This is a genomic window from Brevibacillus migulae, assembly GCF_004521915.1.
Lineage (GTDB): Bacteria > Bacillota > Bacilli > Brevibacillales > Brevibacillaceae > Brevibacillus_F > Brevibacillus_F migulae.
Window position 1 is genome coordinate 58,895 of sequence record NZ_SDKD01000021.1, and the last position, 20,420, is coordinate 79,314.

Genomic DNA, 20,420 nt, shown 5'->3' on the forward strand with positions numbered 1-20,420 from the left:
CCCTACGCCCGTTTCTTACTCCTATTCCTCACACGCTTGAGCTTCTTAATAATCAAGTAACCATTCCGATAGCCATACACCGCGCGATATTTGTTGCCCCAACGGCGTAAATAGTAATTGAAGGTTCGACGGCGCAGCAGATTTCGTTTTCGTTTTGAGTTCGCATCCGTCAATTGATTGCGGTGCTTGGTCCGATTGTAGAGCACACGGTTAATCCACTTTACCGGATAGCGGTCGATCAAGCGCAAGATGATTCGCCTGTCTTCCATGATCCGTCCGCCATACCGATCGGATGTATCCCAGCCGCCCACCTTTTGCAGCGCACTTACACGGTAGCAGCGTGGGGCCACCATCCAGCTGGTATACTTGAGAAAGTCATATTTTCTTTTGAATTCGCGATGTTTGATTAAAAATGCTTTGCGATATTTTAACCGATTGTTGACCCGCCACAGATTGACGTTGCCATAATAGAGCGCATAATTTCGCCTTGCTTTTTGAATGCGGTTGGCAAGCGTGGACAACGCTCTTTTCGGCAACCAATCATCCGAGTCTACCTGCACCATGTACGGCGTATCGACTAGCGTCAGTGCGGTGTTCATCACTTTGGAAATGCCGGAGTTTTCCTCCATGCGGTAATACTGGATATCCGGATGGCTCAAATAGGGCTCTACCTTTTTCTTGGTGTTGTCCGTAGAGGCATCATCCATGATCAACAGCTTCCACCCTTTGTAGGTTTGCTTGAGCACGCTGCGAATCGCTTTGCGGATATACTTGGCACGGTTGTAGGTCGGAATCACCACGGTGAATAACGGGTCACCCATCATTGTTATCCCTCTGTCCCTGCGCCGGAATGAGAATGGACGACTTGTCACTTACGATGAAGACCCCAGTCTCCGCGCTATGCTGCCCTGTCAGATAAGAGGAACGTCCAAATAAACTGTCTTCAATGACCCAGTTCACATCAATCAGCGATGACTGCTCGAGGAGAATGCTCCCTTTGATCCACGTACAGTTTTTCAATTCTACGCCATCCTGAATGGAAACATAGGGTCCCAGCTTGCAATTTTCGATGTGACAATTTTCTCCGATCAATACGGGTCCAACCAACTCGCAGTTGATCACGGTACTGGTGGTCCCGACCTTCACCTGTTGACCCAGCTCTTTCTGCAGCATCCAGCGATCAGCTGCCAGCCATCTTTGTATGGTCCCCACATCCGAATACAATCCGTCCGTAACGGTATGCGCGATCCGACTGCCATGATCGATCAGCGCCTGAATCGCGTGGGTTATCTCATATTCCCCACGGGCAGATGGCTGCAGCGTTTCGATCACATCGAATATGGAGCTCGTAAACACATAGGCGCCGATGACAGCCAAATTGCTTTTGGGCTGCTGCGGCTTCTCCTCTATCGAAATGATATGACCGTCTTTTACCTCGGCAATGCCGTAGTCCTGCGGGCGCTCTACCTTACTCAGCAGCAGGGCCCCTTCCACAGGCTCTTGCTGAAACGCCTGCTGCAAATGATGAAGGGAGTCCATCAGCAGGTTATCTCCCAACAAAAGCGTAAACGGTTCTTTTTGGATGAATGGCCTCGCCAATCTCACGGCGTGTGCGATGCCAAGCGGCTGCTCTTGTTCAATAAATGTAATGGTAGCCTGATACTGACTACCATCACCTACGAAATCAACAATCTGTGTTTGGGAAGGATTGATGACGATACCGATATCGCGAATGCCAACCTCGATTAATTTGCGTATACAATAGTGCAGGACGGGATGATTTGCCACTGGGAGGAGAGTTTTGGGTTGTGAATACGAAAAGGGATGCAACCTGGTGCCACGTCCAGCACACAATATTAACCCTTTCATCTTTTTATCACTCCCTAGTTGTGCTTTTGTACTTGTGTATTATAAATATGGCATTCCGAATACTGGCGTAAGGGCTATTGTCCTCCTTGTGTCAAGAAAAGGCGACAACCCATCTACCCAATTTTGCGAAAACGTTCTGTCTTTTTCTCGAGCAGATGCTGTTCGGGATGAACGAGCCGCTCAAATACATCCAAGTAAGCGGCAGCTGTCGCTTGCCACGATAAAGCTTGGGCACGACTACGCGCATTTTTGCTCAATTCGCTTTGCATCGCGGGCGTCTGCCAGAAAAATTGCCAGAGCCGGGGAACCAGCATTCTCCAATCCTTTGGCGGCACAAGAAAGCCATCGTCCTGATTGCGCACGACTTCAGGGATTCCTCCGCGTACCGTGGAGATGACCGGCTTGCCGGCGGCCATCGCTTCCAGATTCACGCGGCAAAATGGTTCCTGCCATAAGGATGGGGTCGCCACGACATCTCCCAATTGGTACCATGCAGGCATATCCTTCGTAGGAACGAAATTCACAAACTTCACTTTATCCCCCAATGGTTTGGCCAATTTTCGCAGCAGCTTTACATACGGATTTAAGCGATTGCTTCCGTACCCGGTTCCCCCTACGATCACGAGACGGGCTTGCGGATCCACCTTGCTGATTTCACGGAAGGTGCGCAGCAGCACATGCACCCCCTTTTCCCGCATCAATCGACCTGCGTACAAAAGGACATGATGCTTGGGTGATAGACCCAGCTCCTTGCGCAATTTTTTGGCCTTTCGCTCCAGCTTTGCCGTGTGATACATCTCACTGTCCACACCCAGATGGATGGCATGCACCTTTTCCGGCGTGATCTGATGCTCTTGAATAAAATGCTGCCGCAAATATTCACTATTGGTAATCATCCCATCGATCATTTTGCCGACACGCCTCATGGTAACCGGATCGATCATTCGTTTGGAGGCATACACATGCGAGTGCATATTCAATACGATCGGCTTGTTCGGAAAGGCTTTTCGCAAAGCGGGAACATAGCCGGGGCGATTTTCGACGAGGATGACATCCGCCTCCCGTTTCCGCAAATCCTTGATGACTTTGCGCAGATACAGGGAAGGACGCCGGTCGTAGGAAAAACGGACAAAGGTCCGGTTTCCTTCACGGCTGGATGCCGGATAGGTCGGACATGTCCGTGTATAGATCGTCACGTGATGCTCTGGGTCGATCACACGCGTAATCTCATCGATATCATGTTCCACCGAGCTGCCCTTGACTGGCGGAACGGAAAAAGGGCCGGGACTAACGATCGCGATATTCATCTCGTTCCATCTCCCACTCTTTTTTTAACAGCAGCACCAGCTGTTGCAGACGCTCCCTCTCCTGCTGCGCAATCCTCATCTGTTTGATCCAGCGCTGCTCCCATTCTTTCAACTGCGCCTCCAATCGCTCCACTTTTTCTTCGAGTTCTTCTCCCTTTTCCAGTGGATAGGACTGGCTCTCTTTTTTATCCAGCGGTTTGGTGACGCTTATGTGCTCAACGATATGCTGTAATGCGGTTCCCCCTGTAAAAACACCTGGGGTCACCCACTGCATCCGATCTTGTCGTTTCCGTTTATCCATCATCGACGGACCTCCTCCACAGGCAAGCTTTCTGTAAGCATTTGTCTATCGTTATAGGGTATGAGTACAAAAGTAAATGGGTACGAAAAAACCACCGAGACAAAAGTCCCAGTGGTTGATCAGATGTTATACGTTTACGTGCTGGATTGTCGACGGAATCGCAAGCTGTATGCGCGAGCTTGTTCCGCATTGGTGATTTTTTGTTTTTGCCACTCCAATAAAATGCGATCGATATAACGAATGTATAATTTCCCCACAGACATAGCCTCTCGCAACGCAGTCAGAATCAGCTCTTCGGAATAGCCATCCTGCTCCCGCCACAGATGCATCGTCTCGATCTCGATTGGAGAAAGCGGCCTGCCGAATGCCTGCTCAAAGTGGCTGTATAAACTCGTCGGATCTGACCATCCCTGCTCCAAAGCCGCGCTTACCTGCACCATGGCATCGTCCTGCAGGAACGCAGCCAGTTTCGAGTAGAGCGGCTCCAAATTATACTTTTCATGCCGGATCCCGCTCGCGGGGTCCGTGTATTCATCAATCGAAAGGAAGCCTGATTTCAATAAGTTTTGCAACACGCGCACCAATTGCAAATGCGACATGGACAGGCGTTCTTCGAGCTGCTGCAAAGTCGGAAATCGATTGCCTTCCTGCTGGAAAGAAAGCAGATGGATGAACAGCATCATGTCCTCATCGCTTAATCCTAACCGTTTATACGAGGATAATAGCAGATTGGAAACAGATGTTACCCCTGCCTGAAGAAGTTGAAGAATATGTCGATCCATGTAGGGTTCACCTCTTCCATGATTATATCAGCATCGGACAAGACGCGCCTAGTGGAAAACGAAAACCACCCTGTCTCCATTTGGAAACAGAGTGGTTCCAGATCGTTGCGGGATTTATGGGTACAGACGATTGAGCAGACGTGGGAATGGAATGGTTTCACGGACATGGTCAAGACCGCAAATCCATGCGACCGTACGCTCCAAGCCAAGACCAAAGCCGGAATGCGGCACGCTTCCGTACTTGCGCAGATCGAGGTACCATTTATAAGCATCCTCGGACAGATGATGCTCGTTGAAACGCTCTGCCAAAAGCTCGGGATCATCAATCCGTTGGCTGCCGCCAATGATTTCTCCATATCCTTCCGGTGCGATCAGGTCCGCACACAGCACGACTTCCGGACGTTCCGGATGCGGCTTCATGTAGAAGGCCTTGATCTCCGTTGGATAGTGAGTGATAAACACCGGCTTGTCGAAATGTTCAGCGATCATGGTCTCATCTGGTGCACCGAAGTCATCGCCCCATTTGATCTCGCTGCCTTTTTCTTGCAGCAGCTTGATTGCATCGTCATAGGTGATGCGCGGGAATGGCGCCAATACGTTTTCCAGCTTGCTCGTATCGCGTTCCAACGTTTTCAGCTCTTGTTTGCAGTTTTTCAATACCGATTGAACGATATGGGAAACGAACGCTTCCTGAATCCGCAGGTTTTCTTCGTGATCAACGAACGCCATCTCCGGCTCGATCATCCAAAATTCGATCAAGTGGCGACGAGTTTTCGATTTTTCAGCACGGAAAGTAGGACCGAATGAATACACTCGTCCAAGCGCCATGGCAGTCGCTTCCATGTAAAGCTGTCCGCTTTGGGAAAGGAATGCATCCTCATCAAAATATTTGGTGTGAAAGAGGTTGGTCGTTCCTTCAGCGGAAGTCGGCGTCAAGATCGGCGGGTCTACTTTATAAAACCCGTTTTCATGGAAGAACTCCCCTACTGCACGAATAATCTCGGAACGAATCGCCATCGCCGCACGCTGACGTGGTGAACGCAGCCACAAATGGCGATGATCCATCAAAAAGTCAACACCGTGCTCTTTCAAGGAAATCGGATACTCCTCGGCGATCTGGATAATTTCCACACCGGTGACGGTCAGCTCATAACCGCTCGGAGCGCGATCGTCTGCACGCACGATACCGCTTATGTACAAAGAGCTTTCCTGTGTCAGCTGGGTTGCTCTCTCCCAAGTCTCTTCGCTTACCTCGGCTTTGACAACAACACCCTGGATAAAACCGGAGCCGTCGCGCAGTTGGAGGAATTGGATTTTTCCGCTGCTGCGCTTGTTATAGAGCCAGCAGCCAAGTTTTACTTCTTCACCTACGTGCTGCCCAATGCGGGCAATGGTTGTCAACATGTGGTAAATCCCCCCGTATTCAATTGAACCGTTACAATTATACTATTGAGCCTGTCCAAATTCAATGAAACAGATCAGCAAAAAGAACGAAGCGGACAAACCCTCCGTCTCGGAACTACTAGCCTCTGCGGACAAATTGACGGATGCGCTCAATTCCTTTTTCCAGCTGCTCCATGGAAGCCGCATACGAGATGCGTGCATGATTCGCTGAGCCAAAGCCGCTGCCGGGCACGAGAGCGACTTTTTGCTCGACCAGCAGATCCTCGCACCATTTGTCCACATGATCGTAGCCCATCTTTTTCATCGCTTCTGATACATTCGGGAACACATAAAAAGCTCCCTCCGGCTTCAGGCAAGAGATCCCCTCGATCTGATTGAGCAGGTCCACGACGCGATCCCGGCGTTTCACAAACTCCCGCTTCATCATTTCCAGCGGCTCCTGTGTTCCTGTCAATGCAGCTAATGAACCATACTGGGCAAAGGAAGTCGGGTTGGAGGTGCTATGACTGGAAAGATCCACCATCGCTTGAATCAACGTTTGATTGCCCGCAGCGTACCCCATTCTCCATCCAGTCATGGAGTACGGCTTAGACATGCCGTTGATGATGACTGTATTTTCATAAGCTTCCTTGCTGAACGTCGCCACACTCACATGTTCATGGCCATCATAGATCAATTTTTCATAGATCTCGTCAGAAACCATGAGGATGTTGTGGGCCAAGCAAACCTCTACAATTTCCTCCAGCTCCTGGCGCGTATAGATGCTGCCTGTAGGGTTGCTTGGAGAATTGAGGATAATCGCCCGGGTTCTCGGGGTAATCGCGGTTTTTACTTGCTGCGCAGTTACTTTGAACGCATTGGCTTCATATCCCTCGATAAACACGGGAACGCCTTCCGCCACCTTCACCATCTCCGGGTAGCTGACCCAATACGGTATCGGAATGATGACCTCATCACCGGGATCGAGGAGACTCATGAACAAATTGTACAGTGCATGCTTGCCACCATTGGTCACAATGATTTGCTTCGTGCTGTAGGTCAGCCCATTGTCCCGTTCAAACTTCTCGCTAATGGCTTGAAGCAGCTCGGGAATACCGGCTGTAGCCGTGTATTTGGTCCTCCCCTCGCGCATGGCACGCTCTGCAGCCTCAATGATATGGGTAGGCGTGTTAAAATCGGGCTCGCCTGCGCCCAGACCGACCACATCCAAGCCTTGCCTTTTCATTTCATTCGACTTAGCGGTAATGGCCAAGGTTGGTGATGGTGACAACAAAGATACGCGTTTCGCCAGTTTCATCGAAAATTCCCTCCGAACAAGTTAACATAATAAATTTTATGTATCCAATTTAAGCTTGTCCTTCTACGGATAGCCTATCATACGCATTTTCCTATGTATAGGCTGTGCAGCAGTATCTGCCCTTCCCGCGCGAGTAAGAGAAGGGCAGCTCCGCTGTACCTCATCATTTACACTTGATTATTTACTTCATCTGCGTTCTTTTGATCAAGGATGGATTCCTCGACTCCCTCTTCTTCCAATCGCTGCTGCTCTTCTTCCGTCCATTCTACCAATTCAAGTTCATCTTCGTCATCTAAGGTTTCATCCACGCTGTCTTCCTCATCATCGTTCTCCGGGAATAAGATGACTTCTTCGTCAAGTTCCGCTTCTGGTTGCTCAGACTCTGACCGTTCAACTTCAGCAGGCTGCTCAGATTCTGGTTGCTCCGTTTCTGGCTGCTCACCTTCAGGCTGCTCACCTTCAGACTGCTCTGCTTCTGGTAATTCGACCGCTGCGACGTTCTGATCAACGGTAATGGCATCTTTTGGGATATTTCCTTTTTCGCCAATGGCAATCCAGTTGATCATCCCGCTTGCTTCGACGCCTTCAACTGTCCGTTTCACCAGTAATTTCACCTGATCCGCTTCCTTCTCTGCGATCACCGTTAGCACGGAAGCGGTCGTCGCTGTTGCCACAAAGGCATAGTTAACATGTTGGTAGGATTCTTCCAAAAGAACGGTTAAGATGACGTCTTGCTCGCTGGGCAATAGCCGGAAAGAAATGATGCCGAATTGTTGGAGCACTTCCCGCCGCGCTGCTGGCGCTTGCACAGGGGTAAAATTCAATTTGTCAGATGCTATGCTGTTGTCAGCCAATTTCTCTGTGGTGATTGCTCCATCTTCCAGCTTATCCGTGGTAACGCTTCGATCTTGCAGCTTGCTGCTCGAAACGGCATCATTCGCCAGATGTTCTTCATATACGCTGACCGGCGCGAGCTTTTGGGCGTCTACGCTATTGTCCGCCATTTTCTCCCGGGTTACTGCCCCGGTGCGCAGCTTTGTCGTCGTGATGGCATGATCGGCAATCAGCGTAGTCTGAATGCTGCCTTCCGGGAAATGGGACGCTTGAAAGGCCCCTTTGGTCAAGTGTCTGGCCTCAATCGATTGGTCCGCTATTTTTTCATTCGTCACGCTGCCTTTTCCGAGATGCTCTGTCCAGATACTGTCCGGCTTCAATTTTTGCGAGTCGACGCTGCCATCCGCCAATTTGTCGGTTGTCACGGACTGGCTGCGCAAATGATCGCTTGTGATGCTGGACGCTTCGATCTTTTGTCCGTCTACACTGCCATCCGCCAATTGCACTTTGGTGACTGCACCATGTGCGAGCTTGCCGGTTGTAATCGAATGATCTGCGATCGTACGGGACGTCACCGCTCCTTCCGCCAAATGGGTGGATGCGATGTTCCCGGGAGCTATTTTTTCGGCTGTAACAGCAGCATTTTGAAGATGATCGGTGGTCACGCTGTCCAGGGAGAGCTTGCTGGACGTCACGCTGCCATCCGCCAGTTTATCGTCCGTGATGGTGTGATCCACCAGATGTTCCGCGGTGACACTCGATTGCTGAAGCTTGGTTCCATCAATGATGCGATCGGCTAATTTATCCTTGGTTACGGCTCCAACCGCCAATTTGTTGGAAATGACACTTTGCTCCGCCAAATGGTGAGTTTGCACCGCCTGCTCGGTAAGATGGAATGATTCCACGGCATTATTGGCGAGCTTATGGTTGGTTACTGCACCTTCCGCGAGGTGAATCGCTGAAACGGCGTGCTTATCCAGTTTCGCTCCTGTTACACTGCTATCTGCCAGCTTTTCGGTCGTGACGGCTCCGTCTTTGAGCTTTGTATCGGTAATGCTCGCTTCCTCGAGATGAACCGTCTGGATTGCTGAAGCTGAAACATGTGTGGACTGAATCGCGGTTGGCGCAATTTTATCGCCGGTGATGGCTCCTTCTGCCAGATGAGCAGCTGCTATTGTCTCTTTTTGTATTTTCTTCCCATCTACACTGCCATCCGCCAGCTTTTCGCTCGTCACCGCACCATTTTGCAGTTTTTTACTCGATACGATTTCATCAGCAAAATGCTCAGCCAGAATGCTCTGCGGTTGGATATGCGACGATTGAATCGCTTTATCCGAGATCGCATCCGTGGTTACCGCGCCTTTGGCCAAATGCCTGCTTTTTACGGCTTCATTGGCTATTTTCGCGGAGGAGACAGCATCATCTGCGAGCTTGGATGTATTTACGCTCATATCAGTTAATTTATCCGTGGAAACGGATTCTGCTGCAAGCTTCGAAGTCGTGATCAAATGATCGGCCAAATGATTGGTTTGCACAGCATTTTCCTGCAGCTGGGCGCTACCAATGACACGATTGTTCAAATGCGTCGTCTGAATGGCACCCTTGCTGATTTTTTCTTTGGTCACCGACTGATTTTGGAGATGAACGGTTTGAATCGAATCCTCCACGATATGATGCTGATAAATGCTGCGATGAGCCAATTTTTCGGCAGTAATGGCTTGGTCGGCTATTTTCGTCGTAGTCACTTGCTGATCGCTGATTTTCTTATGCGTGATGATGAAATCCTGCAAATGCCCGCTCTGGATTGCCAGTGGCTGAATATGTCTGCTGTTGATCGAATCCTTTGCGATTTTTGTTTCGGTAACCGCCATGTCATTTAAGTGTTCATCCGTAACGGCCCGTTTTGCAAGTTTGTCGCTCGTCACCGCTTCCGCTTTTAAATGCTGTGCACCCACTACTCCGGAGCTTAAATGTTGTTCTTGAATGATTTGATTGGCCAAATGTTCTTTTTTTACAGCCTGTTCAGCCAGATGCCCGCTTTTAATCGATTTTGCCCGAAGATGATGGGAATCAATGCTTTCCTGATTGAGTTTTGCCGAAGTGACAGCACCGTCTCTTATTTTATCTGAGGTAACCGCTCCGTCTTCAAGCTTCGCTGAATTGACCGCTTGATTGGCAAGACTGACTGTATTGATTGCACCCGGTTTGATTTTTTCAAACGAAATCGATTGATCCTGAATCAACTCGCTCGTGATCGCTTGATCTTGAATATGCTTGGTCTGAATGGAACCTTCCACGAACTTGATCGAATCGATTGTCTTATCAGCAAGCTTCTCGGAAGTTATGCTTGCATCCATGATTTTATCCCCAGTAATGGATCTCTCCTGCAGCTTCATTCCGGAAATACTGCCATTTACCAGATGCTCGCCTGTAATGGAATTGGGCGCAATTTTGCTCGTGGTCACACTATTTAGAGCCAATTTCGTATTGTCGATCGCGTAATCTTTGAGATGAGCTGTCTCAATGGAACCGGGTTTTATTTTGGAACCATCCACTGCGCGATTCGCAATTTTTTCAGTAGTGACCGACTGATCCGTCAAATCATCTGTATAAATGGAGGATATTTCCTTTTGCTCCTTCATCTCCGTTACCATTTTTGTAAATTTCTTTTGGTTGGCCGCACTATTATTGCTTTTTGGAATCAACGGGATGGGGGTGACAGAAGCTACAGGATTGGCTAACGGACTTTCCGTATCAAGGTCCGTCAGCTCCAATTCTTCTAAGAAAGAAAGCTCGTCAAGACTATTGTCAAGCGCTTTTCCTTCCGCGGTGCTTCGTTTGCCCTTAACCGCTTTTCTGCGATTCATTTTCGCCATACTTGTCTCCTCTCCTCTCACACTTCAGCCTGTCATTGTGTAGCTTATTCAGGGACAAAACTGATGGGCACCCATTTAGAGGAGTTTTTTTGTATGGTTATCCCATTGACGACATGTACGTATACGTGGCTTCGTCAAACCATTGGCGGAGCCTTCGCTGCACTTTTGTTCATAAACACCAAAAAAGCCGGCAATTTACATTGCCAGCTCTGCATTTGCCGTATCTTGTTTGAGCAAGTCACGGAAGAAATCACCGTGCAAGACCTCTTGCTCCAAGAGGATGGAAACACTTGTCTGATACACGTGATCGTATTTTTTCAGCATTTCGCGAGTCTGCTCCAGCAGGTTTTCCAGCAGACGATTGACTTCTTCATGTACACGGTTGTTGTCTACCAGCTTCATGTTGACAATCCCCAAGCTGGACATCCCGCTTTGCACAATCTCCTGCGCCATGCCTAATGCTTGTTCAAAGTCATTTTTGGAACCTGTGCTTCGGCCGCCATAATAAATCTCTTCGGACACCGCCCCTGCGAGACATACGATGATCTGTTTTTCCAGCGCATCGCGGGTATACAAATAACGGTCTTCCATCGGATTTTGACGCACATACCCTAAAGCTTGCCCGCGGGGACTGAGCGTTACCTGTGAGACCGATCCCGGACGCACCAGCTCACTCGCGATCGCGTGGCCCAGCTCATGCATGGCAACGCGTCGCTTTTCTTCACCGGTTGCTTCACGGTCAACCTTTTCACCCATCATGACTTTGTCCACCGCATAGGAAAAATGTTTTCTCTCGATCTTGCTTGCATTGTCGCGCATCGCATAGATCGCCGCCTCGTTGGCTACGCTCTCCAGCTGTGCTCCGGAAAAGCCGAAGGTCTCCTGCGCGATTTGCTCCAAGATCACATTATCGGCCAAAGGCTTGTTCTCGGTATGAATCGTTAAAATTTGCTGGCGCGCTGCTTTATCCGGCAAATCAACCGTGACGTGACGGTCAAAACGACCTGGACGCAGCAGGGCGGAATCCAGCATATCTTTCCGGTTGGTCGCGGCCATCACGAGAATGCGCGGCTTATCATTGGTCGCGATCCCATCCATCTCGGTCAGCAGCTGGTTCAACGTCTGATCGTATTCACGCTGCTGCTGCCCTTCGCGTTTTCCACCGATGACGTCGATCTCGTCGATGAAAATGATCCCGCTGCTCTGACCATTCTTTTCGGCCATCGTGCGGATTTCCTTAAACATTTCACGGATGCGTTGGGCACCAACCCCTACATACATCTCAACAAACTGGGACCCTGATGCCGCTAGGAACGCAGAGTTCGTATAATTGGCGGCAGCTTTCGCCATCAAGGTTTTCCCTGTCCCCGGAGGTCCTGCTAACAATACCCCTTTGATCGGGCGAATGCCGTATTGCTCAATCTTGTCTTTGTGAATCAAGAAATCAAGAGATTCCTTCAATTCCTTTTTCGCGCGCTCTTGTCCGCCAATATCGGCAAACGTCACATTCGTTTTGGGAACGGTATGACGGCTGCTTTTGTTACGGGTTGCCAAGCCGCCCATATTTCCACCGCCTTGGCGAGCCATCAAAAAGTAGATGCCAGCAAGCACTGCTCCAAAGACAACAAAAGGAGCGATATTCACGCCCAAAAAGAGGAGGAAAATTAGGATGCCAGGGATGATTCCGTAAAATATCTCTTTACCCATTCACCTGCACCTCCTGTTCATTTGGAAAACGAGGTACCATGACATAGAAAGCGTCTTTGCCCCGTTTCATAAAGACGTACACATTTTGCTCGTCCATCTGTGTATCGACAACATCAAGCTGATGCTCCTGCTTCCATTGGGAAAGCAATGCCGGAATCTTGCTGTATTGATGCAAATCTACCGCTTCCGTAAAGGCAAATACGCCATCTGTCCAAATCGTCTGCAGCTCACTTTCCTTATTGGAGACAGTGATTTTTACATCTTTGTTGTCCAGCATTTCTTCCATGGAGTTAGACAATTGTTTATATTCATTCGGAAACATTTCCGGATGCGTAACGGTTAACGCAATATCGACCTCATTTTTATCGACATGCAGGTTTGCCAGCTGTGCTGACTTCATCCCTTCTACTGTCTGGCGAATCGGCTCTTCAATCTCCATCTTTTGGTACAAATACCAACCGCCGAATAAAAGAGTAAGCGTAGCAATCAGCGAGAGCATGATCGTCAACGGTTTCTTTCGGGTTTGCATGATCTGTTTCCCTCCTTGCTATACCGAACATCTATCAATTTCTGATCGATTATGAGTATAGCACAGAGCGAGACCATTCTCTGAATGTAGTTGTTTCCAAAAGAAAAAGGCCTTTCCACCATCGGAAAGACCCCTTAAGCAGGCCGGACCACGTAAGACTTAATGATTTGGCCTGTATAAAAATCATAGTGAATATAGTGATACTTCCCTTCTTGATCGAGAACAGCGGCTTCCCAGAAGCGGCGATCCCCATCCATTCCGGGTACGACGTGTTGAATTTGCATGCCGGGATACCCTTTTTTCAAGGCAGTCATCACGCTTTCTTTTGTAACCGCTCGATCCATCGTGTCAAAAATGACTTGATCCGCTGTCATCCACGCGATTGCAGGGGTACCCATCTTGTTTTTTCCCATCACGACGGTATATGCCTGTTTTCCCCGATATTCAACAACCTCATCCACTTGCGTAATACTTGTTCTTTCCATCGCCCACTTGCGACCCTGCTCTTCAAAAGCACGTTTCTCGGCAACAACGCTTGACGCAAGATCGTAGGCCAGAGCAAACCCGAGAAGAAGCAGGCATAATGCAACAATTCCTATCCGTATATACACGTTTTCGAAACTCCTTTATCTTTACAGAAAAAATGTCAGTTGGTCCTGTTTGCCGCCGTTCTTCCCGCCCAAAGAAAGCTGGACCACCAATTGCCGCAATTGCGTCGTATTGGAATCATACCAGAATTGGTATTGAATCGAAACCTGCCTGTCCATCTTTTCCAACGTTTCTTTTGTCGGAAAGGATGGACCCAGCCATACGGCGAGAATCTCCTCGACATCGGCTTTTGGCAAGTTCAACTGATAGCCGAGCATACCCGGTTTCCCTTGATCCACGATCGGCAACGGCTCGATGGAGGAAAGATGCCCTTTGATCAGCATCGCGTGTTCGTAAGGAGTATACATAGCGTACGGCACGAGCAGCGGATCTTGCTTCTGCCCGTCGATCAAGACATTGATCACTTGATTGGTACGGTTTAACGCAATTTGCTTTCCGCCCAGCTTCCCTTTCAAGTCAAAGCCTTCCCCTTGAAAATAGCCGGACAGCCAATCCTGATTCCACTTTACCGTAAAAGGAACCTTTCCCTTTTGCAGCGGCTCGATTAGCTCCGCGATCGTATCACGATCTTTCCAGGCACGCTCCTGGACATCGATAACCGGAATTCCATCCTGCCGATCCGCATGCTTGTCTTGCAGCATGGCAAACGCCGCACCTAAAAAGAACAGTCCGATGAAGAACGGCACGAGCAGCCACAATTGTCTTGGGCGGATTACCATCTGCTTAAACCTCCCCGACCCATTTTCGCAGGCTCTGCCATAGGCTTGGCAGACCTATACCTGCTTTTACTTTATGAGGCATGGGAAGGTTTTAGAACAACACGGAAATCTTACTAAACATAGTGGCAGGCCCAACGGTCATACTACAGATACACCCCAAGGAGGTGAGCGCGTGAATCTGTCGAAGGTGACGACATCTCCTGATGCAGCAGGGTTATTGCTTCAGGAATACCGCGCATCCTGGGCAGGACTATCCTCACCGCTGAGAACGTTCCCCCCCGCCACCACCCTGTCTTTTCGCCACACTTCCTTGACCAAAGTGTGGCGCGAGGAGCAAGCAAGTCGGTAAATAGCTTCAAAAATACGCTACCTACACCTGTACTGCACTTCTCTCCTGTCTTAGGGCAGGAGACCTTTTACCGTTTCAATGTAGCAAACATTTGATTGGCCTCATGGATCACTTGTTCTTCGTCAACCGTCAGCAGCTCACGGTTGCGCATGATGAAGCGGCCAGCTACGATCGTATCGGTGACATCGCGCCCATTGCCTGCGTACACCACGTGGGAAATCGGGTTGTGTGCCGGATGATAGTGCGCTTGATTCGCGTCAAGAATGATCAAGTCTGCTTGTTTTCCTACCTCCAGTGAACCAAGCGTATCTGCCTGGAAGACCCCATCTGCTCCATAACGAGTAGCCAGGCGCAGTGCCGTCTCTGCTGGAATCGCCACCGGATCGTAATTTACCCCTTTATGCAGGATCGCGGCCAGCTTCATTTCTTCAAACAGATTCAGATTGTTGTTGGAAGCTGTGCTGTCTGTTCCGAGCGAAACGCTGACGCCACCTGCAAGCAGCTTCGGCAATGGAGCAACTCCACTGGCGAGCTTCAGATTGCTGATAATATTGTGAGATACTTTTACATCGTATTTTGCCAAAATCTCGATCTCTTCATCCGTCAGATGCACGGCATGGGCCACCAATGTCGGACGGTTGAAAACGCCGAGGTTCTCCAGATGTGCGACAGGACGCACCCCATAATCCTTTACATTTTGCTCAACCTCGAAGCGAGTCTCCGACATATGAATGTGAATCGGCAGGTCGAGTTCCACAGCTTTTTCCACGATCTGGCTGATAAATTCCGGAGGGCATGTATAGGGTGCGTGCGGCGACATCATCACCGTGATGCGGCCATCCGCTTGGTTATGCCAGTTTTGCGCAAAGGCGGTTGCTTCGCGTAATTTTTGCTGACGCTCTTCCTCCGAGCAAAGACCGATCATCCCGCGGCACAGTCGAGCGCGCATCCCGGATTCCGTGACAGCTTTCGCTACCTCATCCATGTGATCGTACATATCCACAAAGGTGGTCGTACCCGTACGGATCATCTCGATAATGGACAAATAAGTGCCCCATTTCACATGCTCACCGGTAAATTGAGCCTCCAGCGGCCACATTTTATCCTGAAGCCACTGCTGCAGCGGCAAATCATCTGCGTACCCTCGCAAGAGAGACATCCCTACGTGACCATGCGTATTGATTAAGCCTGGCAGCACATATTTTCCTTTTGCGTCAATGACCTCGTCGTAGCCAGAAACGTCCGCAGGCGTAGGCCCTACGTAGGTCAATTTATCTCCTTCAAAAGCAACCGCCCCGTCGCGAATGACTTCATCGTGTTCGTTCACGGTCAAGACCGTTGCATGGGTAATGATTGTCTTCATTTTCCATTCTCCATTCAGTTAAGGTAATAGGCCAAGCTTTGCAGGCTGGAAGTCACGTCCGCATAATCGATTTTGACATCCTTTGATGCACGCAGGGTAACTGGAGCGAAGTTCAAGATGCCTTCGATCCCTGCATCCATGAGCTGATCCGCAACTTCCTGCGCCGCTTTTGCTGGTACAGTGATGATCGCCAGGCGAATATTTTGTTCCGTGACGACACACTGCAGATCTTCGATTGATTGTACCTCGATACCCGCAATTTTTTTGCCTACTTTTCGCTTGTCTACATCGAAGATTGCCACAATTCTCATGTTGTCTTTCAAATAGGCGTTGTAATTACTGATAGCATGTCCCAAATGCCCCGCACCCACCAGCGCGACATGGATCATTTGATCAAGCTTTAAAATATGGCGAATCTTATCAATCAAATAGTTGACATCATACCCGATTCCCTTTTTACCAAAATCGCCGAAAGCAGAGAGATCTTTACGGATTTGCGCTGGATTGAAATCCAGCGTCTTTCCCATTTGCTGGGAGGATACCGTAGTGACACCCATCTGCTGCAGGTGAGACAGATAGCGTAGGTAGATCGGCAAACGTCGGACGACAGCTTCTGAGATTTTTTCCGTCTTGGCCACTGTCTCCTTTACCCCCTCAATTTCGTTTCCCCTTTAACACACGATAATCACTGCCATTGGACAGGATCGTGATCGTTCCGTCCTGACTGGTTATGTATGTTTCAGCCCAGGATTCCCCGAGTCTTTCGAGAATCTCTTCCTGGCTTGTTTTCATCTCTGCACGCGATTTCCCCGTCTCAATCACCGCAACTTGCGGATCGACGAGAGATAGAAACGGCTGCGAAGAAGCCTGATTACTGCCTTGGGAAGCCACCTTCAGCACTTCTGCCTTCAGGTTTTTCCCCTCCTGCTCGATCAAGCGCTCCTCGGCATCCTCCCCGATCGCACTCGCAAACAGAAAACGGATCTTCCCCTGCTTGAGCAGGAAAACAAGCGAATTATTTTGCGGGGACAAGAACAAATTTTCACTCGGATGCAAAATCGTGATGGAGATGTCCTTATCCAGCCCAATCTGATCCCCTTTGGACAAAGGGATCAATTTTTTGTCGCTTTTGATCGGGACCGCCTGACGAACAGTTTCTTCTGTCAATTTGGGCAGCATCACTGTATCGATTTGCAGCGATTCGGCCAAATAAGGAAAGCCACCTGCTTGCTCGGGTTGATCATTGGTGATAATCACATAATCAAGCTTGGTGACCTTCCTCTCTGCCAGAAGCCCAAGCAATGTCTTTACGTCCTGGGCTGCCCCTGTATCGACTAGCATATGTTTGCCATTGGGGAATCTCACCAATGTGCTTTCCCCTACTGGCAAGGTTAAGTACGTCACGATCATTCCGGTAAAATTGTCCTCATTTTCCGCCGAGAACGGATCTTCTACCTTGACCGCATTTTGCAGGTGACTGTCGATTCCGCATCCAGACAAAAAACATGCCATCACGATCGACAAAAAGAACAGGTATCCCTTTTTCCACAGCATATATTTTATCACCTAAATCCTCACAAGACTATTGCTTTCATCTTATGATTCCGGTGAAGGCTCCATGCCCGTGAGAAACGGCTCGATTTGCTCACGCAGCTGCGGCCACGATCCCGTACGCACCTGGTAAGGCGGCAGGGACTGTAAAAAGGCACGGCCATAGCGGGATTCGATGATCCGCGTATCAAACACGACCACGACGCCGCGGTCATGCTGGTCGCGAATCAACCGTCCTACCCCTTGCTTGAACTGAATGACTGCTTCAGGCAAGGAAAGCGACATGAACGGATTTTTCCCGGCTTTTTTTAACAGCTCTCCCCTGCCAACCGCGACGGGATGGTTCGGCGGTGAAAACGGTAAGCGCACGATGACCAGTGCGCTCAGTGCTTCCCCCGGAATGTCGACTCCCTCCCAAAAGCTGCTCGTCCCAAAAAGCACCGCTCTTTGTTCCCGCTGAAAGGTGCGTACGAGCTTACTCCGGTTATTGCTGTCAATCCCGTGCGCAAGCAGGAGAAACTCATCCTCAGAAGTCCGTTCCTTCATCCCGTTATATACCTGTCTCAGCATCGAATTTGCGGTAAAGAGAATGAGCGTGCGGCCATTTGCGGCCCGAATGATATCCAGGCAGCCTTGAATGACCGCCTCGATGAACTCAGCGTCATTCTCCTTTAAGGTTGGAAAGCCTGAAGGAATCAAGATCAGACCTTGTTTTTCATAGTCAAATGGAGATGGAAGGCTTACGGTACGCACCTTTTCCTCCGGCAGCTGATCAAGGCCAAAGGTATGCTTGATATAGGAAAAGCTATTTTTCACGGTAAGCGTCGCCGATGTCATCACCACACTGCGCGTGTCTGTAAACAGAGGAGACAGCTCTTGCGCCACCTCCAGAGGAGCCGCATACAGATAGACATGCTTGCGCTGCGTTCGCGATTCTTCCTCCATCCAGTACACATAGTTATCATCGTCGCAATGGATGAGGAAGTGCAGATGCTCGGCCGCTTCGTGCAAGTCATCCAGCAATCCGCGCATATCGGTCATCGCACTTTTCATGAAATAGGTGGGAGCCTCTTCCCCCCCTTTTGTCAGGGCAAGCAGCTTCTCCAGCGTTTCGGCGAACGACAGAAGCTTGCTGATCAGCCCCTCTGCTTTCGTGATGAGTTTTTCCCCATTGCGCCCCGCAAACGACGCTTGCTGGTAACGGACGGTCACGCTGCCAGCATCGGTCGTCTCGAAGCCGCGCTTCATCACCCATGTATGCAATTGCTTGGTCCAGCCCAGCACATCATCGCGTATCTGATGCTGGGTGGTCCCCAGGCTGGAAAGGATTTCCTTCGCGCGCTCCTCGGTATCGACTCGCCATTGAATCAGGTCTTCCACAAAGCCTTGAATCCGTCCGGTGACATCGATACCGAGACGATCAACCAAAAACTGAAGCTGGGCCGTCGAATATTTTCGCCCCATGTGCTGGGTCGCAGCCGCCTCCAGATGATGGGCCTCGTCGATCACCGCCACTTGATAGGACGGTAAAATATGATTGTCAGTTGCCAAATCCGTGACCAGCAATGCATGGTTGACGACCAGGAGATCGGCTTTCTTCGCCTGCTCCCTCGCTTGGAAATAATAGCAGCGGCTGAACCATGGACATTGTCGATGCAGACAGGAATGCGCGTCGCTTTTCACTTGTTGCCAATACAGCGTACCCGATGGCGGCAGGCTCAGCTCTTCCACATCCCCTGTCAAGGTCTGGGTTAACCAGGTCACCATCTGAGATTTGACGAGGCGCATCTCTTGGCTGTTTTGCTCGACACTTTCATCCAGACTCTGCTCGAACTTGCGCAAGCATAGGTAATTGCCTCGGCCCTTCAACTTGGCCGCCGTAAACGGAAAAGGCACGATTTTTTTCAGTCGCGGAATGTCTTTTTCAAATAATTGCTCCTGTAAGGTAATCGTATTGGTGCTGATGATCACCGGTTCTCCGTGATTCTTGGACCAATAAGCAGCCGGCAGCAGGTAGGCAAATGACTTTCCGGTACCTGTCCCCGCTTCTACGAGCAGATGGCTGCCCGCTTCCAGCGCTTCCCGGATCGCCTTGATCATAGCCTCCTGTGATTCCCTCCGCTGAAACCCCTCTATCTGCACTGATAACGCTTCTTCGGACTCGTCTATCTCAGGCATGGGATAGACTCCAGCAGACACAAGCAGCTGCTGTACCTCTTCCGGTTCCCGCCTGCGCAAGGCAATCTGCCGGTAAATATCCCACTCGTCCTGTTCTTCGCCTTCTCCTTCCTCGAGCACCGCATGCGTCAGCTTCTCCATTTCCATCTGTCTCAGCAACTCGCCGACATCCGAACGAAAGGAGGAAACGAGCATCTGCAGCCTTTGAATCGTCGGCAACGGCAGGCGGCGCATCAGGTCATACAAATACAAAAACAGATGTGCGGTAGCCAGCGCATCGCTATCCGCCTGATGCGGACGATCATGATAAATATCCAAATCGTCTGCCAGTTCGACCAACCGATAGCTTCCCTGCATCGGCAGAAGAAAACGAGCCAGCTCCACGGTATCGATCACAGGTCCATCAAATGTATAATAGCCCTGGTTACTCAGGGCTTCTTGTAAGAATTGCAGGTCAAAGGTTGCATTATGGGCAACAAAAACGCTTCCGTCCAAGCGCCGCAGCATTTCCGGCATGATTTCTTCCAGTGTGGGTGCATCCGCAACCATCTCATCCGTAATACCGGTGAGCTGCGTGATATAGGCGGGAATCGCTTGACCCGGATTGACAAACGTGGCATATGTATCGGTAATTTTTCCGTCCTCAACGGTCACCGCACCGATTTGTATAATCTGGTCTCCCTGACGAGGGGAGCTTCCCGTGGTTTCAAAATCTACGATAAAAAAACGATTCAAACGTGTCACC

17 protein-coding genes are annotated in these 20,420 nt (G+C 49.9%); 1 reads left to right on the forward strand and 16 read right to left on the reverse strand.

Features of this window, described 5'->3' with window-relative positions; all coding sequences use genetic code 11:
- Window positions 1–2: 2 nt before the first annotated feature.
- The 12 genes from EIZ37_RS20485 to EIZ37_RS20540 form a co-directional block, all read right to left on the reverse strand.
- Complete coding sequence (locus tag EIZ37_RS20485) at window positions 3–824, reverse strand: glycosyltransferase family 2 protein (RefSeq protein WP_235828135.1); 822 nt, start codon at window positions 822–824, stop codon at window positions 3–5.
- Complete coding sequence (locus tag EIZ37_RS20490; RefSeq protein WP_134686633.1) at window positions 814–1,869, reverse strand: glucose-1-phosphate thymidylyltransferase; 1,056 nt, start codon at window positions 1,867–1,869, stop codon at window positions 814–816. The genes EIZ37_RS20485 and EIZ37_RS20490 overlap by 11 nt, the downstream gene beginning before the upstream one ends.
- 113 nt (window positions 1,870–1,982) lie before the next feature.
- A complete protein-coding gene (locus EIZ37_RS20495; RefSeq protein WP_134686634.1) occupies window positions 1,983–3,176 on the reverse strand; it encodes a glycosyltransferase family 4 protein in 1,194 nt (397 codons plus the stop codon).
- A complete protein-coding gene (locus EIZ37_RS20500) occupies window positions 3,157–3,480 on the reverse strand; it encodes a hypothetical protein (protein WP_134686635.1) in 324 nt (107 codons plus the stop codon). The genes EIZ37_RS20495 and EIZ37_RS20500 overlap by 20 nt, the downstream gene beginning before the upstream one ends.
- Before the next feature lie 131 nt (window positions 3,481–3,611).
- A complete protein-coding gene (locus tag EIZ37_RS20505; protein WP_134686636.1) occupies window positions 3,612–4,259 on the reverse strand; it encodes a DnaD domain protein in 648 nt (215 codons plus the stop codon).
- Window positions 4,260–4,373: 114 nt separating this feature from the next.
- Complete coding sequence (asnS, locus tag EIZ37_RS20510; RefSeq protein WP_134686637.1) at window positions 4,374–5,663, reverse strand: asparagine--tRNA ligase; 1,290 nt, start codon at window positions 5,661–5,663, stop codon at window positions 4,374–4,376.
- 118 nt (window positions 5,664–5,781) lie between these two features.
- On the reverse strand, window positions 5,782–6,960 hold the full coding sequence (locus EIZ37_RS20515; protein ID WP_134686638.1) for a pyridoxal phosphate-dependent aminotransferase: 1,179 nt from the start codon (window positions 6,958–6,960) through the stop codon (window positions 5,782–5,784).
- Window positions 6,961–7,127: 167 nt separating this feature from the next.
- Window positions 7,128–10,670, reverse strand: a complete 3,543-nt coding sequence (locus tag EIZ37_RS20520; protein ID WP_134686639.1) for a WIAG-tail domain — start codon at window positions 10,668–10,670, stop codon at window positions 7,128–7,130.
- 195 nt (window positions 10,671–10,865) lie between these two features.
- Window positions 10,866–12,377, reverse strand: coding sequence for an AAA family ATPase (locus EIZ37_RS20525; protein WP_134686640.1), 1,512 nt, complete (start codon window positions 12,375–12,377; stop codon window positions 10,866–10,868).
- Window positions 12,370–12,906, reverse strand: coding sequence for a hypothetical protein (locus EIZ37_RS20530; RefSeq protein WP_134686641.1), 537 nt, complete (start codon window positions 12,904–12,906; stop codon window positions 12,370–12,372). The genes EIZ37_RS20525 and EIZ37_RS20530 overlap by 8 nt, the downstream gene beginning before the upstream one ends.
- A 134-nt stretch (window positions 12,907–13,040) precedes the next feature.
- Entirely contained in the window at window positions 13,041–13,517 is a 477-nt protein-coding gene (locus EIZ37_RS20535) for a cell wall elongation regulator TseB-like domain-containing protein (RefSeq protein WP_134686642.1), read from the reverse strand.
- Window positions 13,518–13,538: 21 nt separating this feature from the next.
- The gene (locus tag EIZ37_RS20540; protein WP_134686643.1) at window positions 13,539–14,234 is read right to left on the reverse strand and encodes a hypothetical protein; all 696 of its coding nucleotides are present in this window, start codon (window positions 14,232–14,234) and stop codon (window positions 13,539–13,541) included.
- Window positions 14,235–14,406: 172 nt separating this feature from the next.
- Between EIZ37_RS20540 and EIZ37_RS26095 the strand changes: the two genes are divergently transcribed.
- Window positions 14,407–14,583: a hypothetical protein gene (locus EIZ37_RS26095; RefSeq protein WP_167569053.1), complete on the forward strand. Its 177-nt coding sequence runs from the start codon at window positions 14,407–14,409 to the stop codon at window positions 14,581–14,583.
- 67 nt (window positions 14,584–14,650) lie between these two features.
- Here the strand turns inward: EIZ37_RS26095 and EIZ37_RS20545 are convergent, their stop codons facing one another.
- From EIZ37_RS20545 to dinG, 4 genes are read right to left on the reverse strand one after another with little or no spacing between them, the layout of a single operon-like run.
- The gene (locus tag EIZ37_RS20545) at window positions 14,651–15,946 is read right to left on the reverse strand and encodes an amidohydrolase (RefSeq protein WP_134686644.1); all 1,296 of its coding nucleotides are present in this window, start codon (window positions 15,944–15,946) and stop codon (window positions 14,651–14,653) included.
- A 14-nt stretch (window positions 15,947–15,960) separates the two neighbouring features.
- Complete coding sequence (locus EIZ37_RS20550) at window positions 15,961–16,584, reverse strand: redox-sensing transcriptional repressor Rex (protein ID WP_134686645.1); 624 nt, start codon at window positions 16,582–16,584, stop codon at window positions 15,961–15,963.
- Window positions 16,585–16,600: 16 nt separating this feature from the next.
- Window positions 16,601–17,500: a ComEC/Rec2 family competence protein gene (locus tag EIZ37_RS20555; protein ID WP_134686646.1), complete on the reverse strand. Its 900-nt coding sequence runs from the start codon at window positions 17,498–17,500 to the stop codon at window positions 16,601–16,603.
- 42 nt (window positions 17,501–17,542) lie between these two features.
- Entirely contained in the window at window positions 17,543–20,410 is a 2,868-nt protein-coding gene (gene dinG / locus EIZ37_RS20560; protein ID WP_134686647.1) for an ATP-dependent DNA helicase DinG, read from the reverse strand.
- Window positions 20,411–20,420: the final 10 nt, after the last annotated feature.